Origin of the sequence: Limimaricola sp. G21655-S1, assembly GCF_027213785.1 — a bacterium.
Lineage (GTDB): Bacteria > Pseudomonadota > Alphaproteobacteria > Rhodobacterales > Rhodobacteraceae > Limimaricola.
Genome location: NZ_JAPWGO010000034.1, coordinates 1 through 16,093, shown reverse-complemented (window position 1 = coordinate 16,093; position 16,093 = coordinate 1). Strand labels below are relative to the sequence as shown.

Genomic DNA, 16,093 nt, shown 5'->3' with positions numbered 1-16,093 from the left:
AAGTCCATGACGAAGAAATGCGCCTTCTGTTCGATCCCGCCGATGACGACCACCGCCTCGCCGAAGTCGGCCTGGGCATGACCGGGCGGATGCGCCAGCGGCACGAACATCTCGCGGCCGCGCCGTTCGCGCTCCCGCATGTAATCCTTCACGATCGTGTAGCCGCCGGTGAACCCATGCTCGTCGCGAAGCCGCTCGAACACCCGCTTGGCCGTGTGCCGCTGCTTGCGGTGAACCGCGCGATCCCCCTCCAGCCAGCCATCGATGATCCCCGTATAGGCATCCAGCTTCGGCCGCTTCACGGGCGCCGTGCGGCGGTATCCGGGCGGCACAGAGAACGCCATCATCTTGGCTACGCTGTCGCGCGAGATGTTGAAATGACGCGCCGCCTCTCGCTGGCTCATTCCCTCGGCACAGGCCAGTCGCACCTTGCGATACAAGTCCACGGTGAAAATCCTCCCGCCCTCCCTGCCTTCAGAAAGGGTAAAGGTGGACGACTTTTACGCCGTCCGCAGCAGGCTCACCCTGCCGCTACCATGGCCGACTTTCTCACCGCCGTTCTCATATAGAGCGCTGGATACAGGAAGTGCCAAAGCGGACGCAGACCCGGATTAGGTCCGCTGGCTGCTATGCGGGACGAAGGGGCCGTTCAGAGGTCTGAATTCAACGGCCTCTTCAGATACCGACCTTTCGCTGATTTCTTAAGAATCTAGACAGTAAGTATGGCTCGGGTCTGCGAAGCCGCGGCCAAGCCTCCCCCATCGTTCGGCATTGTGATCGGCGACGGCTTGCTTCATATCAGCGGTTGCTGATACCTTATTCCTTCCAAGCATTGATGGCAGGCTATGAGTTCGAAGGATAACCAAGAACAGCGGCGCCGGAGCGGACGGCCGCTCATGATTTTGCCTATTCTTCTGTTTGGGTTGCTGGGCGTAGTCTTCTACTGGGGCCTCTGGAACAACGACGACCGGTTGCCCTCGACGCTGATCGGAAGACCAATCCCGGAATTCGCGCTCCCGCCCATCGAAGGGCGGCAGGACGGCCTAGCCTCGGCGAACCTGCTAGACCAGGTTTCTCTCGTCAACGTCTGGGCGTCGTGGTGCGTCCCCTGCCGCACGGAGAACCCGCTTCTCGTCGATCTTGCCGAAGCGGGCACCGTTCCGATCTACGGTATCAACTACAAGGACAATGCCGAGGAGGCGCTGGGTTTCCTCGAAGAGCTCGGCGATCCCTTCACCCGCATCGGCGCGGACCGATCAGGCCGCGTTGCGATAGACTGGGGCGTCTATGGAGTGCCGGAAACATACATAATCGACGCCGAGGGGCGCATTGCATACAAGCATGTCGGCCCCTTTGATCAGGCCTCGCTTGAGGAGGACATTCTGCCGGTCGTGCGCCGGTTGCAGGCTGAGAGCGACCCGTGAGGCGACGTGACGTCCTTGCCGGAGTCTTGGCGCTTGCGGCAAGCCCTGCCTCCGCCCGACCACCGATCCCTAATCACGGGACTCCGCGTGATCTCCTGTCGCCGCCTTTCGTGGATGGAGATGGACGGGATCTGACGCTGGCGGACTTCGAGGGACGTGTCGTGCTTCTGAACATTTGGGCGACTTGGTGCCCGCCTTGTCGCGAGGAGATGCCGACGCTCGACGCGCTGCAAGCGCGCCTCGGCGGATCGGATTTTCATGTTCTGCCGCTGTCGATCGATCGGGCCGGTCTCGAACCTGTGCGCCGCTTCTACCGAGAGACCGGCATTCGCAACCTCGATCTCTATATCGCGGAGGATACGCGCGCGATGCTGGCCTTGGCCGTGGTGGGTCTGCCGACAACGATTCTGATCGACCGCATTGGGCGCGAGCGGGGGCGCCTCGCAGGCCCGGCCGAATGGAACAGCCCCGAAGCCGTTGCGCAGATAAGCGCTCTTATTGACGAACGTAAGCAATAGGACATGGAAAAGCACGACGACCGCGCCAGCCGTTCCGCTCCGTGCGCACACGTGGTGGCGGTCTACCGATCAGTTTGGAGATGTGGATTTGATTGAACTTTCCGTTCTTGGACTAATGGCGGCATTGCTGGCCGGTGCCGTTTCCTTTCTGTCGCCCTGCGTGCTGCCGCTCGTGCCCGGCTACGTATCCTACGTTGCCGGACGTACGGTCACCGGCAGTGCAGCGCCTTCGAAGGGGCGGGCCGTCTGGCTCAGCTTCTGTTTCGTCCTTGGCTTCTCCACGATATTCATCGCGCTTGGGGCCTCTGCCACCGCGCTCGGTCAGACGCTGCTGCAGTGGCGCTACGAACTCAACCTCGTCGGCGGCGCGATCGTGATCCTGTTCGGTCTGTTCATGATCGGGGCAGCGCGCCTGTCGGCCATGGAGCGCGACCTGCGTTTCCATCTCGACCTGCCGGGCGGGCAACCGGTCGCCTCCTACGTGCTCGGACTCGCCTTCGGTTTCGGCTGGACACCGTGCATCGGGCCGATCCTCGGTGCCATCCTAACCGCCAGCGCGACAAGCGCGACGATTGGCGAGGGCGTCGCATTGCTTGCCGTCTACTCGGCCGGCCTTGGGATCCCGTTTCTGGTCGTCGCGGGGTTCACCGACAGTATTGCCGGCAGGCTGCGCGGCATCGGTCGTTGGGGTCGCCGCCTGCATCAGGCTGCGGGCGGCGTCATGATCCTGATGGGCCTGGCGATGATGACCGGGCGGTTGAGCGCACTGGCCTACTGGCTGCTGGACACCTTCCCTGTCCTTGCGCGGATCGGGTGAACAGATGCGACTGTACGAGAAACATATCCTCCCTCGGCTGACGCATCTGGCGATGGGCCAGGATCAACTTCTTCCCTACCGGCGCCGCGCCATCTCCGGGCTGCATGGGCGTGTGCTGGAGATCGGAATCGGCTCGGGCCTGAACATTGCGCTCTACCCCGAGGCCGTGCGCCAGATCATCGGTATTGATCCGTCGCCCGAACTCCTCTCTCGGGCCGCGCAAACCTCCCATGGACTGATGCCCGCGGCCGAGATGATCGAGGGCGTGGCCGAAGCATTGCCGCTCGAAGATCGCAGCGTCGATTGCGTCGTCGCCACCTGGACACTCTGCAGCGTTTCGGAACCGGAGAAGGCTCTCGCCGAGATCCGGCGCGTTCTCAAGCCGGATGGCGTCTTCCGCTTCGTCGAGCATGGCCTGGCGCCCGGACCCCGTATCCGGCGCTGGCAACGCTGGCTGACGCCTGTCTGGAAACACTGCGCCGGGAACTGCCATCTTGACCGCCCGACGGCCGACTTGATCGAGACAAGCGGCTTCCGCATGGAGCGGCTCAACACCGGTTACGCGACAGGTCCGAAGCCCTTGGTTTTCATGTATGAGGGACAAGCTCGCCTCTACTGAGGAAGCTTGGAAACAGGACAATCTCGGCTTTCGATCCGTGGCGCAACTGATGGCAAGGTAGCCAATTCTCGCCTCGAACTTTCGCCGAAAATTTTGCGGTGATGAGGTGTTATGAGCAGTCATCAAGATAACCGGCAGGCCAATCTGACGCGCGGCATCCGGGTCGAGATCGCCAGCCTCGTCTACAACATCATCGAGGTCGTCGTATCCGTCACCGTGGGACTTCTGACCGGCAGCGCAGCGCTGGTGAGTTGGGGCCTCGACAGTACGGTCGAGGCCACCTCGGCTGCGACTCTGATCTGGCGCTTGAAGAGTGAGGTGGACGGTGCCGACAAGCGCACGGTCCTGCACCGCAAGAAGGTCGCGCTCTACGTGGTTGCCTGTGCCTTCTGGATCGTCGTCGCGGCGATCCTCTACGAGGCGGTCTCCGCCTTCATTTCGCAGAAGGCGCCGGGCTTCAACTGGTGGGGTATCGCGATTCTGGGTGCTTCGCTCGTGGCCAACCCGTTCCTCGCCTGGGGCAAGTATCGCTACGGCAAGCGGCTCGATGCGCCCGCCCTGAAGTACGATGCCAAGGACACCATGATCTGCCAGTATCAGACGATCGTGGTGTTGGCCGGGATCGGTCTGACGCAATGGATGGGCTGGTGGTGGGCCGACCCGGTGGCGGCGCTTCTGATCGTGCCCTACGTTGCATGGGAGGCGTTCGAGGCCACGAAGGATGCGCGGTCGGTCGATCCGGACGAGGGCGAAGCTACTGCCGAGGCCTGACGTTACGCATGATGAACCGAGATTTGGGCATGGGCGGCAGTTCTCCGGTTTCCAGATCCAGATCCAGATCCTGATCCGGCACTTCGTAGTCGATGGCGTTCACGAAGAAACTGCAAAACGCCTTCATCTGGCTGATCGCGATCCACTCGCCCGGACAACGGTGGTTCCTGTGGTGATCGCCACCGCCCTGCGGAATGAACTCGTAGGGAGTGACCTCCCGATCGTGAAACCGCTCGGGCCGGAACTCTTGCGGCGCGTCCCACGAACGAGCGTCGGTATTCGTGCCGTAGAGGTCGAGCAGAACCCTGTACCCTTTGGGAAAGCGATATCCGCGCCACTCGAAATCGCTCTTCACCCGTGCCGCAACCGCGGGAAAGAACGGATACAGACGGCGGACCTCTTGCACGAAAGGTTCGAGCTGTCCCTCGTCGTCCTTCAGCTTTTGCCGCCACTCGGGATGCCGATGTAAAGCATGCGCCGCCTGAACTATGAACACGGATACCGCGACGGTCGGGCGCAGGACATTCAACAGCTCTACGGCGGCCACCCTGGGGGTCAACAACTCCCCATCGAGATCGCGCCATGTCGCGATGATATGAAGGGCACTTTCCTGCGTCGGCTGAAGCTCACCATCGCGGACCTGTTGGATTAGCCGTGCTGCCCATTTTTCCAGGCGGTGGCGCGCCAGACGCGCGCGCCAGTGTTTGGGGCCAAGGGCCCCGGCGTCCTGAAAAAGCGCTGTAAGCTGCGCCCTTCGGGTCGCCACCTCAGCTTCATCAAGCGGCACCCTGGCCCAGGCGCAGACAGCTCTTGTGAGCATTTCGCGCACTTCGTCATAGAGGACGACCTCGTTCCTCGCCTCCCAGTCCGGCGCATATTTGTCCAACATGTGAAGCGACGTGCCCTGAAGCGCGGCGATCCGCTCGGTCCCCATGAGTGACATGAACATCTTCTTGCGGTGCTGGTGGGCAGCGCCGTCCAATCCCTGAACGCCGCCTTCGCCCAGCAGGGTCTTCTGTATGCGGCCCGGCATCGAGCCCGCGCGGATCAGTTTATCCTCGGAATAGAAAACTTCCGCTGCCGCCGCGCCGGTCATGCAGATCGTCTCTTGAAGGAGGATGCGGGTTTCGAACAGGTCTGTGTCGAGTGCGCGGCAGGTCTCCGAGATGAACCCATATGGGTTGCGCAGCAGGGCGAGTGTGCTGTCAAAGCCTTTCGCAGATGGTATGCCGAACATGGGTTACACCCCCGTTGTGTTTTCCTTGCGTTCACTCTGACCAGGCTTGTCCTTCGCAGAGCGGAAGCTGTCCCAGAACAGCAGGGCTGCGCCGCAGAAAATCGTTACGTCCGCGAGATTGAAGGACGGCCAGTGGTATGATCCGTAATGGAAGTCGAGAAAGTCAGGAACGGCCTGATAGCGTACGCGGTCAAGAATATTGCCGAGTGCGCCGCCGATGATCAGACCGAGAGCGGCAGCTGTCAGCCTGTCCGGCGCGCGCCATAACCAGATCAATAGCCATGCCACGATCACGCCAGCAAGCGCGATGAGACCCCACCACGGTACGAACCCGCCGAGCATACCGAAGCTGACCCCATCGTTCAGAACCCGCACGAGGTTAAGAAAGGGTAAAACCTCGACCCCGCTCTCGAGCGCCGGTGTGGTCAGGGCGAGCGCCTTGGTGCCCTGATCGAGACCGAGCGCTGCGATTGCGCAGAGCCCACCGAGAACGCGACCGTTCATGCCGTCGCCTTCAGATCGCCCCGCGCGTCGCGGATGATGGCCCAAGCGGAGTGCAGGAACAGTCCGGCGATACCGAAGGCGACGATAAGGTCGGGCCACGCGCTGCCCAGCCACGCCACGAGACCGGCGGCGATGACGACCGCCGCATTGCCGATAGCGTCGTTGCGCGAGAACAGCCAGACAGCCCGCATGTTCGCGTCGCCCTTGCGGAATCGCAGCAGCGGCAGAACGGAGACGACGTTCACGACAAGGGCGATCATACCGAGCAGGCCCATGAGACCTGCATCCGGCGTCGTCTGTTCGAAGACCCGGACGATGGTCGTGCCGAGGACGCCAAGACCGAGGAGCCCGAGGAAGATGCCCTGGATCAGAGCCGACCGTGCCCGCCAAGCGAGGCTCCAGCCGATGGCCAGCAGGCCGAGGAAGGTGATCGCGCCATCGCCGATGAAATCGAGCGCATCGGCCTTCACGGCCTGCGATCCGGAAATGAAACCGCCGATCATTTCGAGGACCCCGTATCCCACGTTCAGGATCACGACGATCCAGAGGGCACGGCGGTAGGCCGGGTCCTGATGGGCAGGATTCGGCGGAATGTCTTCATCGCCCTCGATCCGGTCGAAGCCATAGCCTGTCACCGCGACTGCCTTTTCGATGTCCGGCAGGCGCACTTCGGGTGCAGTCAGTGTCATGATGTGCGTCGCGGCCGACACTTTCACATCGCCGGGCGCGACCCCGGCTGCCTGTGCCGCCCGCTCGATCTGCGCGGCATCCTTGGCGCAATCCATACCGGAAACCCGGTAACGGACGGGCGGGACATCTGCCGTCGATCCGGCATTTTCGGTGTTGGCCATGGTCGCGCTATTCCTGCTAGGATGAATCGAAGAACAACATATCAGCGAGGAGTGATATGGCGCAATTGGTCGATGACCGCAAGAGCGCAACCATCGAGCGACGGGCGAAGCTGTTCCGCGGCTTCGCGGACCCGAGCCGCCTGGCCATCCTCGGTGCACTTTGCAACGAGCCATTGGCCGTTCACGAGCTCGTCGAGCGGACGGAACTATCGCAACCCAACGTCTCCAACCATCTGAGGTGCCTGCTGGAGTGCGGGCTTGTCGCCAGCGATCGCGATGGGCGTTTCATCCGCTACCGTATCAGCAGCCCGCGCATCACGGTTCTTCTGAGCGATGTGGACGCACTTCTCGACGTGGTCGCAGAGGGCGTTGAGGCGTGTGACAATTATCGTGAGGCGTGAGTCAGAACGGACGGCCGGTCGACTCGGCGCAGATCGGTTGGAAAGATGTTGTCCGTGTGCAGGGTCCGACCGGAATCCTGCTGAGGTTCGACAAGCTGGCTTCGGAAGAGACACCATTCATGTATCACTGCCACATCCTCGAACACGAGGATGCGGGCATGATGGGGCAGTTTACGGTCACATAACAGGACCCCACCCGCTCGACACCGGGCGTCGTCAAGAGCTTACGTCTTCTTGCGGCGTTCTATCAGGTGCCGGTGTCGCCTTGTTGAAACGCATTACGGAGTATGTCTAGACCCGAACGGAGAACACCTCGCTAAGCTGCGGGTCCGCCGAAGCGGCCGTCCAGTCGCTCGGCAGCATTCGTCAAAAAGGGCTCCCTCAAGCCGTTCGCTGCGATCTGCGCGAACGGCTGCTTCGACGCTGCGGCCGTTCACTGAACCGTCTGTGACAGGCTGCTGAACTTATTTGTGAAAAACGACACACAGCCCGGCCCCAGTTCGTTTTAGTGTCCGATAAGCCCCCTTATCGAACATGAGCGTGATAGGCTCTTCGGCATTCCAGACACGCCTGAAATCCCTGCCCCGATCTCGCTGCCTACCCACGTCGCGGGCTCCGGCCGGCTTGACCGCCTCGTCGGCACCGCCCGCGGCTACGCCGACCACGCGGTCTCCGAGAACACGCGTAGGGTCTTCGCCCTCTCGTATTGTTTAAGGTCCCTCCCCTTGCCCGAACCGGCGTGACTAAGGTTGTCCTTAGGCAGGGGCCCGCGCACTACGTGACTGTGATGCTCCATCGAAAATGCGGTGCAGTTCGATAATCCTATCCACCTCGCACGCCGATCCCAAGATAACCGGAACCCACTGATGTGGTCCTTCGGGCGCAATCTCGAGAAGTCGCGCCCGCCCAGTGCTGGCCATGCCCCTTGCCTGTTCGATCAGTAAACTCATCGGATTGGCCTCGTAAAGCAGGCGCAACTTGCCCCCACTCTCCCGAAGCGTTCGGTCGATGGGATAGAGGAACACACCGCCTAGAAGCAGGATGCGATGTACCTCGGCCACCATCGAGGCAAGCCACCGCATGTTGAAGCTGCGCTGGCGCATCCCATCGACGCCGGCGAGGCATTCCTCGACATAGGTCCGGACAGGGTCCTCCCACAGCGGTGACACTATAGCGCCCTCGGAGTCGCAAGGTTAAAGCGCGCCGCCACAATAAATCTACAATCAACCCCCTGATATTTATAAGAAATACAATTAAAGGATAGCGGTGCCAGCCAACCTTGCGCTGGGGATATCGGATTATACCGATCGGTATAATCGGTTAGCCATCTCGGTATCGCTGAATGAGATCCAACAGCTCTCGTTCGAAGTCCTCTTGCTTCACGGGTGGGATGGAGATGCCCTTAGCGGTGAGGCTGACCTTTTTACCGTTCCGCTCCAGCTTATATGTCCCCCCACCTGGGATCGTCTTCTGGGCGCGTTTCGCGGCGGTCCCCCTACCCTTCTCTCTCTTCTCGGCCAGCGCCATTTTCGCCTCAGCAAGCGTTTCCCTCTTGTCGAGGAATGGCGCGAGATCCCGGATCATGTCCATGCTCGCCTTCGGGCCGAACCAGTCGAGCGCCTTATCGGCGTTCTGGGCACACTTCACACCGACAGATACGAGCGGCTGCGCAACACCCAAGCGCTCTGCGATGTGCGCCTGGGTCGCATCCTCTTCGTGCTTCAGCCTGATCGCGATCTGCCCGATCGACAGGATGCGTTCAAACGGCGTCAGGTCTTGCCTAATGGCATTCTCGGAGTAGCGCTCCTCGAGGTCCGAGATGGTGAGGTCTTCGTGCCCGTCCAGTGCGCTTTTCATGTCAGGCGCGATGATGGCTTGCACCTCATCCACACCCAATTCCTGCAGCGCCCGGAGGCGACGCCGACCGGACAGAAGAAGGAACTGCGCAGCTCCATTGATGACGGTCGGGTTCTTGTGGTTAGGGCGCCAGTCCGGATTCATTGGGCGAACACGGATCGGCTGGGTCTGCCCGCGCGCAGCGATGTTCTCCTTTAGCAGCCTGAACTCCGAGTCCTCTACCCAGTTGCCTTTGCGGTCGCTGCCGAGGGCGTCCTCGATCTGCGAGGTCTTCATGACCACCGAGACCCTTCCGTCCATCACCTTCTTGAGGATGTCGTTGGTGGCATGGCCCATTTGGTGGCCAACCAGCCCGCCGCGCGGCTCCTCGTAGCTCTCGAAGGTTTGCGCCGTCGCTTGCGGCACTCCCCTCTCCTCGTCCGTCATCGGTGCCGAGTTCAGCTTCCTCTTCGCCATCACACCCACCTCTCAGCGATGAATTTCTCGGCGTGGCCGCGCGATGGAAGCGCCCCACCCCACACCAGTTTGGCCAGTGCATCGTTCACGGCATTCGCATTCTGAATAAATGCCTTCGCAGAAGGTCGTCTGCTTCGCGGAGGATCGTACTCGTAGATGGACTTGTATTCCTCAGCCGCGTTGGCGACGGCATCTGATCTCGAATACCAGACCTGAGACACGAGGCCCGGGTGGCGTCTATGAATGTCGACGATCTGATCGACGTCCTTCTCGTTGGCCTCTTGGATGATGGTCGGGAGCACGATGTGGTTTCCGCCACCGATCACTCGATCCTCGATCGCCATCTCGGAGAGGTAGACCTGCACGTTGTCGGCGTAGGTGCTGAGCGTTTTGAGGTCGAAACCTTTCATGGTCTGCGGCACGATCAGGTTGGTCGCGGCAACCAAGCCGTTGAGCTGCACAAGCGTGAAGGATGGCTGCTGGTCGATTACGATCACGTCGACCGTCTCGTGAAGGGCTTCCTGATACTTCTCGACATCGAAGCTTCCATCGGACTTGCGAAGCTCGGACCCCAGGGTATTCGGGCCATACGCGGCGTCCCAGCGAGCAATGGCATCCTTGAGGGCCGCATGCACGGGAGCGGTGCCGCCGGACTTCTGCGACAGCATGAGGAGCGCGAGATCAGCGTCCTGAATGTTTGCGCCGCCAGGAATGAGCCGGGTGCCCGGCCACTGGGTGGTCTGCCACATCCCATTCAGATCCTCGGCCGACTTCTCCACGATCTGGTGTGCATTGAACTGGTCGAGGTCGAGCCCCATGAACGATGCCACGGTATTGCGGTTTCGCTCGAAGAGCTTGGTCTGCTTGTCAGCGAAATAGAGCGACACAGTAGCCTGCGGATCGCAGTCGAGAATGCCTACGCGCAGACCGTAGTTCATGGCCACATACTGCGCGAAATGAGCAGCAGACAGGCTCTTCCCGGTGCCGCCTTTCTGGGCGGAGAAACTCACAACGGGGAGCGGATCACCCGGCTTGCGCCAGTGCAAGTACTCGTGCTTCCGGTGCGTGCGAGATTGAAGGTAGGCCCGCATCATCATGATCTCGGAGATCGAGTAGTGGGCTGTATGTCCACTTTGCCCGACGGTCTTCCGCCCCACAGGGAAGCTGTCATCGTCGCTTGTAGCTTGGTTGAGCACACGGATGGTGTAGGCATTCCCCAGCCCGAGAAGCTCTCCGACTTCGCGTGTGCTGAATGTCTTCTCAACACGCTTCTTCATCGTGTCGTCCTGACGAACCTGCCCGGCGATATCCCTCATGCCGTGGGCGAGGCGCTTGATAAAGTCGATCATCTGCGGCTTCGATGCGTCATTATACCGGTCGGTATAATCGGTCGTTTGCTTGTCTGCCTGCACTTTGCAGTCTCCTCGTTCTCTGCTCTCCGGCTCCTAAGCGGGATTATACCGATCGGTATAATCGGCTCCCTGGCCGTCTTGGTTTGTTTTATTCGGTAGGCTGACGGTCACCGTGTGGCAGTCTTCATCGCGGTCAGTTCGGTGTATTTCCTCAGGTGGTGTCTTAGCACCTTGAGCGTCGACGCCATAGTCGCAGGAGCTGCCGCACACGCTTCAGCAAGGTAGTTTCGGAAGAAGTGTGGCTCTGGCATCTTCCTCCAGAAGCCGACCCGCCATTTCCTCTTGATGGCCGCCGATAGGGCAGGGAGAACCGCTGCTGGCGCCGGGTTCTGGGACACTAACTCGACCTGCTCGTGCAGAGCCTCTCGGTTCTCCCTCACACCCAACGACCGCCAGATGCCCCGGAGCCTTCGTTCTATGTCCACATCGCTGATTGCTGTGTCTGCCTGAACCAGCGCGTAGTCGGCGAGGAGCTTCTCGGTCTTAGCAACCAGATCCCGCGAGGGCATGGAGTTGAAGTGCGTGCTCCATGACGCACCACGGGTCAGCTCGACCCATCTCTCCCGCAATTCTTCCACCACTGCACTGACGCAAGGATCCGGTTGCAGGGCAGGGGCCTCGTTCATCTCGACCAGCTGTGGCAGAGGCTGCGGTGCAGTAGTGTGGTTAGAATGGATATGGTTATTATATTCGCGTTCGGAGGACTGAACGCCGCATTCAGCTTCCTGAACGTCCGCAACCTGTTCATCGACCTTCTTCTGGCGCCGATCGGTTCCTGCCTTACGCAGAGCAGTGCGCCATTCTTTCCAGAAGGTCACGTTGTGACGCTGGTATCCATTGCCACCGAACAAGCCTCTCTTCGAGAACGAGGCAACCAGCCCCAGGGCGCGAAGCTCCTTGAGGTAGGCAGTGATGCTCGGCTTCGATCTCCCCATACGGGAGGCCAGCTCCTCGTGGGGAGTGTGGCAGTCACCGGTCTTGTGGTTCGCATACGAGCATAGGAGGGTGAGTAGGCGGAACGCACCACTGCTCATCTTGAGATCCATGATCTCGTTGGGCAGGGCAACGAAGCCTCTCCCCGGATTCATTGGGAAAGTCATTCTCAGGCACACTTTTCATGATCCCGCACGCCGAAGGGGCTTGCGGGAGGTGGGAAATGCCTGCTAGGAAGAGGGTGAATATAGGGTCTGTTTTCCTAGCAGACCGGGCGACTAAAGGGCTCAGAGAGGCGGCAACCTTTCTGGGCTCTCGTCTTGTCTGGGGGTTAGCTACTCATCTGCGGCCTCTTCGTGTGTGCATTTTGGGCCATCAATGCACAAGCACCTACCGAGACGCAACAACTAATCGAGAGAACTCCCGATCAAGGTGTAAATTGCACTTTGCAAAGGAGCTATTTTTCAAGGGTTTCGGCGTGATTTCGGCCCTGAACTTTTTTCGAGAGCCTTCTGAGAGCCCACGCTGAACGGGCAGTAGGCAGCACTAATATACACGCATTGCGTGAAACTGAGTGGATTTATAGAAGTACTTTCAAGGGCCTCACCCTCTGGTAGCCATTTTTGGTTCGCGTTCCACGAGAATCAGGCGGCCTCCGACTTGATCAGGGCAGCCTACCGAGGCTCAGAGCAGCCGATCAATCGACACGAAGATCTGCACGAGGATGAAGTGCGCCCTTTGGCTTGGACACGTCAGGCCGGCTGGTTTTACCAAGCTTGGGCGCCGAACTCGATCTTTGCAAACTCCAGCCATCTCTTCAGGGCTTGGACCGGGCAGGTCTGATCGCTGGAGCGGCGGGCGATCTCGATCTCGTGCCAGCCGGTCTTGCCGCGCAGCGTGACAAGAACGCCGGCCTCGAGAACCTTGATCCAGCCGCTGCCCTAGATGGTGTCGTCCTGGCCGTGATCCAGTCCGACGATTTCGGAGCGTCGCAGCACCCCGGCAAAGCTCACCAGCAGCATGGCCCGGTCGCGCAGCCCGCGCAGGTCGTGGCTGAGCGTCGCGAGCATGGCCAGAAGCTCGTCCGGCCTGATCGCCTCCATCTGTTCCAACGGTCGGGCATGGCGGCAGCAGATGCCGACGAGAACGCTCGAGATGTGCTGATCGCGCCGGTCGAGCCGAAAGTCGCGCTGCGCGTAGCCCCCAGACAGTCCGGCAAGACGGCGATCGATCCAGGCTACCGACAGCGGGCGTGCCTTACCCGAAGGCGCGGCGAGATCGGTGATGTAGAGCCCGACCAGTTCGGGCGACGGGGGCAGGGGGTTGGCGCCCTTCATTCGACACCAACGCGCGAAGGCCTCCAAGTTGCGCGTGTAGGCGGTTCGGGTGTTCTCGGCAATGGCGTGGTCGAGGTATTGGCGGGCGGTGTCGACCAAACGGTCGAGGCTGCCGGAGCCCGCGACGTAATCGGGCAGGACGAGCGGCGCGGGATGTTCGGGGTTTTCAGACGAATTCGATATGCCAAGCGACCGATCATCTTCATGTCCGATAAACCAAGATTACCGGACATGCGAGACAACCGTACAGCGCGGCGGTTAAAATGCCATGGAATGGACAAAAGCGCCGCGACCCGGTAGCGCGAGAGGCATGTCCGTTCATCCGCATCCTCATCTTCCCGTACCCTCCTGGCCTGCTGCTCCGGGCTGGGCCGTCACGGGCCGTGCCGCCGATCCCGAGGAGGCCGCGTTCCGCGCCGGCGCCGCGCTGGCGCATCTGCAAGGCGCGATGGCCCAGCCGGGCTTGCCTCTGACGCTGTGGCGCGACCGGCTGGCGCTTGAGGCCGCGGCGGCAACTGTGAGGTGTTCGGGGCGCCCGGAGGGTCTGGCAGAGCTGCGCGACGCGCTTCATCTGGCGCGCCCCGGCGATCCGCTCGGGCCGGCGGGCGAGATCGGCCAGGCCTGGCGTCGCGCGGTGACGCGGCCGCTGACCGCGCGCGGCCTGGCGCCTCTCCCCGGCGTCGCACCGGAGCCGGTCAGGCGCGAGCTGGCGCGGAGCGGGGCCCCCATCGCGCGGGGCCGCGGCCACGCTTGAGACGGTGCTCAGGGAGGCCCCCCGGGCCGAGACGGCGGCGCTGATCCTCGCCGATGCCGCACTGGCCAAGGTACTTGGCTGGGATCGGATCGTGCCGCTGCTGGTGCTTGGCCTGGCACCGCGCGATCTGCGGCGCGATGGGGATCAGCTGCGGCTGGCCTGCCACCAGGCCGTGGCCCGCGCTGCGGCCCGGGCCGCCGGTCTGGCGCACGACCTGACCCGCCGCGCCGCGCGGCTGTACGCCGTGGCACCGAAGCTGCGGGCCAAGGGCGCCGATGCGGCGATCGAGCTGTTTCTCGCGCAGGACGCACTGACGCCTACAGCTTTGACCCATCTGATGTCGGACCGCGCCGCGCGGCGGCTCTGCGACCGGCTGGTTTTGCTGGGCGCGCTGCGCGAGCTGACCGGCCGCGACAGCTTCCGGCTCTACGGGCTTTGAGCATGGAGATGATCGACCGCGAGCTCACCGAGCTGCCGCGCGAGCTGCGCTGGCGCGAATGGATGCGGCGGATCGAGGCGGTGCTGTTCGCCAGCGCCCGGCCGGTGCCGCGCGCCGATCTGGCACGGGTCGTGGGGCAGGGGGTGGCGCTGGATCTGCTGATCGATGATCTCGCCGCGGAGCTGGCCGACCGACCCTACGAGATTGTGCGGGTCGGCGACGTCTGGATGCTGCGGACCCGGGCCGCCTACGGCGCGGTGATCCGTGTCGCCGCCAATGTCGGCGATCGGGAGATCAGCCTGTCCGAGCGTGACCTCGCGGTGCTTGCTGCCATCGCCTACCATCAACCGGTCACCCGCAACGGGCTCAGGGACATCTTCGGGTCCGAGATCTCCCGCGAGCTGATCGGCCGGCTGGCGGCGCGGGATCTGATCGCACCGGGGCCACGCGCGCCGCGGCGGGGCGCCCCCTACACCTACGTCACCACGCCGGGCTTCCTCGCCGCCTTCGGGCTCCAGGATCTGCGCGACCTGCCCGATGCCGAAGCGCTGCACGATGCGGGGCTGACGGGATCGTAGACAGCTACAACGTCACGTCTTCAAAATCTGACTGATCTTTGCAAGAACTTCATCCGCCCCGCCGGCCCAGTCTGCGATCTCGATGCCAGAGCTGTTCATGGCTCGACGACGCGTCTTAGGCTTTACCTTGCTTTGCATAAAGTCTTCGAAGACCACCACTGGTACTGTCTTCACCTCGTAGTCGTCTCTGAACACTTGCTCTGTCAGCAGTGCTTCAAGAACGTTCACCTCACTTGTCGCAGCGTAAACAGCCGCTTGAATCTTGGCGTCGCGGATAATGATATCAGCGGTATATTCCTTGTGATCCTTGGACAAAGCTTCTCGCTCGCCAACATGGAACTGTGAACCAAAGCGTTCCTTGATCGCCTCAGTAAGCTCTTCGCGGAAAGCGTTGCTGATCCTATCACGTGACAGAAATGCAAGGTCCTGAATGCGATTCAAGAACGACATGAACCTGACGGCTGCACTACCCAAGTCTGCTTCATCAGTCCAATCGCTTAGAAAGAGGGAATTCTCTTCATCGAATGCGATACCGTGCTCGGTTGCGAGCTGCCTCATCGCATCCATTTTCGTATCGGTTGTTAGGTCACCGGCAACGTCTTCAAGAAGGGCCAGCGTATCACCCCCATCACGCATGCGAACAAGGCCATCTGATCTCTCGCCGAACACGACCAACGGCTCACCATGAAGCCAGCTGAAGGGAGTCTTGATCGCATAGCCCAGGGGGATCTCTCGGACGGAGAGACCCTCACAAAAGGCAGCACAGATCTTCTTCTGCGCGTTCATACAATCATCTCTCCCTGAGCCGGAGCAGCAAAGCGGTATAGTTCCGAAGCAATCGTCACGGCACTATGGAGCGTAACGTCAAACTTCTCTGTGCACTCTCCAGTATAGCTCGGCCAGAAGCGAAACGTATCCCGATCTCGGGTCACCCCTGGAAGCACTCTATCGATGTCTCCCGTCGCAACGTGGCAGTGCCAGTTTGAGTGCGATGTGTGAAGATCATGACTACACAACACTGCCAACTGATCGCCGCGGACCTCCCCAAGCATCGCGTAGAAGCTTTCAAGCAGCGGATTCAACTGCAACAGAACACGGAACTCACGCTTGTCCAGCGACATTCGGAACTGGCCCGGGGGCGACACGAAGAACTGGCCCACCCTCATATCGATACGGTTGTGGTTT

At 61.4% G+C, this 16,093-nt stretch carries 20 protein-coding genes and 1 pseudogene; 10 read left to right on the top strand and 11 right to left on the bottom strand.

Annotated features, from left to right (window positions below):
- Nucleotides 1-404 (bottom strand): annotated as a pseudogene (locus tag O4G76_RS18880) (IS21 family transposase); the annotation flags it as partial.
- Nucleotides 405-845: 441 nt separating this feature from the next.
- Here O4G76_RS18880 and O4G76_RS18875 point away from each other — a divergent pair.
- The 5 genes from O4G76_RS18875 (at nt 846) to O4G76_RS18855 (ending at nt 4,149) form a co-directional block, all read left to right on the top strand.
- Complete coding sequence (locus tag O4G76_RS18875; RefSeq protein WP_236737094.1) at nt 846-1,424, top strand: DsbE family thiol:disulfide interchange protein; 579 nt, start codon at nt 846-848, stop codon at nt 1,422-1,424.
- Complete coding sequence (locus O4G76_RS18870; protein ID WP_067631003.1) at nt 1,421-1,942, top strand: TlpA disulfide reductase family protein; 522 nt, start codon at nt 1,421-1,423, stop codon at nt 1,940-1,942. Before O4G76_RS18875 ends, O4G76_RS18870 begins: the two co-directional genes overlap by 4 nt.
- Nucleotides 1,943-2,057: 115 nt before the next feature.
- On the top strand, nt 2,058-2,759 hold the full coding sequence (locus O4G76_RS18865) for a cytochrome c biogenesis CcdA family protein (protein ID WP_348348220.1): 702 nt from the start codon (nt 2,058-2,060) through the stop codon (nt 2,757-2,759).
- Nucleotides 2,760-2,763: 4 nt separating this feature from the next.
- The gene (locus O4G76_RS18860) at nt 2,764-3,378 is read left to right on the top strand and encodes a class I SAM-dependent methyltransferase (protein WP_067631010.1); all 615 of its coding nucleotides are present in this window, start codon (nt 2,764-2,766) and stop codon (nt 3,376-3,378) included.
- Between the two features lie 111 nt (nt 3,379-3,489).
- Nucleotides 3,490-4,149: a cation diffusion facilitator family transporter gene (locus O4G76_RS18855; protein ID WP_082849320.1), complete on the top strand. Its 660-nt coding sequence runs from the start codon at nt 3,490-3,492 to the stop codon at nt 4,147-4,149.
- Here O4G76_RS18855 and O4G76_RS18850 read toward each other — a convergent pair.
- The 3 genes from O4G76_RS18850 to O4G76_RS18840 are packed head-to-tail and all read right to left on the bottom strand — an operon-like array spanning nt 4,133 to nt 6,741.
- Nucleotides 4,133-5,386 (bottom strand): cytochrome P450, encoded by a 1,254-nt coding sequence (locus O4G76_RS18850; RefSeq protein WP_035714442.1) that lies wholly within the window; start codon nt 5,384-5,386, stop codon nt 4,133-4,135. The genes O4G76_RS18855 and O4G76_RS18850 overlap by 17 nt on opposite strands.
- Nucleotides 5,387-5,389: 3 nt before the next feature.
- Complete coding sequence (gene lspA, locus O4G76_RS18845) at nt 5,390-5,890, bottom strand: signal peptidase II (RefSeq protein ID WP_035714444.1); 501 nt, start codon at nt 5,888-5,890, stop codon at nt 5,390-5,392.
- Nucleotides 5,887-6,741 (bottom strand): cation transporter, encoded by an 855-nt coding sequence (locus O4G76_RS18840; RefSeq protein WP_035714447.1) that lies wholly within the window; start codon nt 6,739-6,741, stop codon nt 5,887-5,889. Before O4G76_RS18840 ends, lspA begins: the two co-directional genes overlap by 4 nt.
- Before the next feature lie 56 nt (nt 6,742-6,797).
- Here O4G76_RS18840 and O4G76_RS18835 point away from each other — a divergent pair, with 56 nt between their 5' ends.
- Nucleotides 6,798-7,142 carry a helix-turn-helix transcriptional regulator gene (locus tag O4G76_RS18835; protein ID WP_035714448.1) on the top strand — a complete coding sequence of 115 codons (345 nt, stop codon included), beginning with the start codon at nt 6,798-6,800 and terminating at the stop codon, nt 7,140-7,142.
- Nucleotides 7,139-7,327 carry a multicopper oxidase domain-containing protein gene (locus tag O4G76_RS18830; RefSeq protein ID WP_035746442.1) on the top strand — a complete coding sequence of 63 codons (189 nt, stop codon included), beginning with the start codon at nt 7,139-7,141 and terminating at the stop codon, nt 7,325-7,327. Before O4G76_RS18835 ends, O4G76_RS18830 begins: the two co-directional genes overlap by 4 nt.
- Nucleotides 7,328-7,897: 570 nt before the next feature.
- On the opposite strand, the gene O4G76_RS18820 is transcribed toward O4G76_RS18830, so the two are convergent.
- From O4G76_RS18820 to O4G76_RS22095, 5 genes are all read right to left on the bottom strand, one after another.
- Complete coding sequence (locus O4G76_RS18820) at nt 7,898-8,311, bottom strand: hypothetical protein (protein WP_269398740.1); 414 nt, start codon at nt 8,309-8,311, stop codon at nt 7,898-7,900.
- Between the two features lie 151 nt (nt 8,312-8,462).
- Entirely contained in the window at nt 8,463-9,455 is a 993-nt protein-coding gene (locus tag O4G76_RS18815; RefSeq protein ID WP_099278738.1) for a ParB N-terminal domain-containing protein, read from the bottom strand.
- Nucleotides 9,455-10,867 (bottom strand): ParA family protein, encoded by a 1,413-nt coding sequence (locus tag O4G76_RS18810; RefSeq protein ID WP_099278739.1) that lies wholly within the window; start codon nt 10,865-10,867, stop codon nt 9,455-9,457. Before O4G76_RS18810 ends, O4G76_RS18815 begins: the two co-directional genes overlap by 1 nt.
- Before the next feature lie 107 nt (nt 10,868-10,974).
- Complete coding sequence (locus tag O4G76_RS18805; protein ID WP_269398739.1) at nt 10,975-11,955, bottom strand: helix-turn-helix domain-containing protein; 981 nt, start codon at nt 11,953-11,955, stop codon at nt 10,975-10,977.
- 786 nt (nt 11,956-12,741) lie between these two features.
- Nucleotides 12,742-13,137, bottom strand: coding sequence for a hypothetical protein (locus tag O4G76_RS22095; RefSeq protein ID WP_373568051.1), 396 nt, complete (start codon nt 13,135-13,137; stop codon nt 12,742-12,744).
- A gap of 310 nt (nt 13,138-13,447) precedes the next feature.
- On the opposite strand from O4G76_RS22095, the gene O4G76_RS18795 reads away from it, so the two are divergent.
- From O4G76_RS18795 to O4G76_RS18785, 3 genes are read left to right on the top strand one after another with little or no spacing between them, the layout of a single operon-like run.
- Nucleotides 13,448-13,891: a DUF1403 family protein gene (locus tag O4G76_RS18795; RefSeq protein WP_254050205.1), complete on the top strand. Its 444-nt coding sequence runs from the start codon at nt 13,448-13,450 to the stop codon at nt 13,889-13,891.
- 4 nt (nt 13,892-13,895) lie between these two features.
- Complete coding sequence (locus O4G76_RS18790) at nt 13,896-14,330, top strand: DUF1403 family protein (RefSeq protein WP_367869653.1); 435 nt, start codon at nt 13,896-13,898, stop codon at nt 14,328-14,330.
- A 2-nt stretch (nt 14,331-14,332) separates the two neighbouring features.
- Nucleotides 14,333-14,908, top strand: coding sequence for an SMC-Scp complex subunit ScpB (locus O4G76_RS18785; RefSeq protein ID WP_099278741.1), 576 nt, complete (start codon nt 14,333-14,335; stop codon nt 14,906-14,908).
- A 12-nt stretch (nt 14,909-14,920) separates the two neighbouring features.
- Here the strand turns inward: O4G76_RS18785 and O4G76_RS18780 are convergent, their stop codons facing one another.
- Nucleotides 14,921-15,694 carry a DUF1828 domain-containing protein gene (locus O4G76_RS18780; protein WP_099278742.1) on the bottom strand — a complete coding sequence of 258 codons (774 nt, stop codon included), beginning with the start codon at nt 15,692-15,694 and terminating at the stop codon, nt 14,921-14,923.
- On the bottom strand, nt 15,691-16,093 hold a 403-nt coding region (locus O4G76_RS18775), incomplete at its 5' end, for a hypothetical protein (RefSeq protein ID WP_269398738.1). The genes O4G76_RS18775 and O4G76_RS18780, both read right to left, overlap by 4 nt.